Genomic DNA, 429 nt, shown 5'->3' on the forward strand with positions numbered 1-429 from the left:
CTGCAAAATCCATAGCTTCGGTAATATGCTTATGCCCGATTATTATCCATGCTCGTCCGCTCGACTAGTGAGCTGTTACGCACTCTTTAAATGAATGGCTGCTTCCAAGCCAACATCCTAGCTGTCTGGGCAGACAAACCTCGTTCTTTCAACTTAGCATATATTTGGGGACCTTAGCTGATGGTCTGGGTTCTTTCCCTCTCGGACTTGGACCTTAGCACCCAAGCCCTCACTGCTGGGAAACATTATATAGCATTCGGAGTTTGTCAGGAATTGGTAGGCGGTGAAGCCCCCGCATCCAATCAGTAGCTCTACCTCTATATAACTATCGCCAGCGCTGCACCTAAATGCATTTCGGGGAGTACGAGCTATTTCCGAGTTTGATTGGCCTTTCACCCCTACCCACAGGTCATCCGAAGACTTTTCAAC

1 rRNA gene is annotated in these 429 nt (G+C 48.3%); it reads right to left on the reverse strand.

The annotated features are described in order from the left end of the window. Nucleotides 1-429, reverse strand: a 23S ribosomal RNA gene (locus tag ACE01P_RS24415); the annotation flags it as partial.

It is taken from the genome of Flavobacterium sp. HJSW_4 (genome assembly GCF_042436695.1).
In the GTDB taxonomy this organism is placed as follows: domain Bacteria; phylum Bacteroidota; class Bacteroidia; order Flavobacteriales; family Flavobacteriaceae; genus Flavobacterium.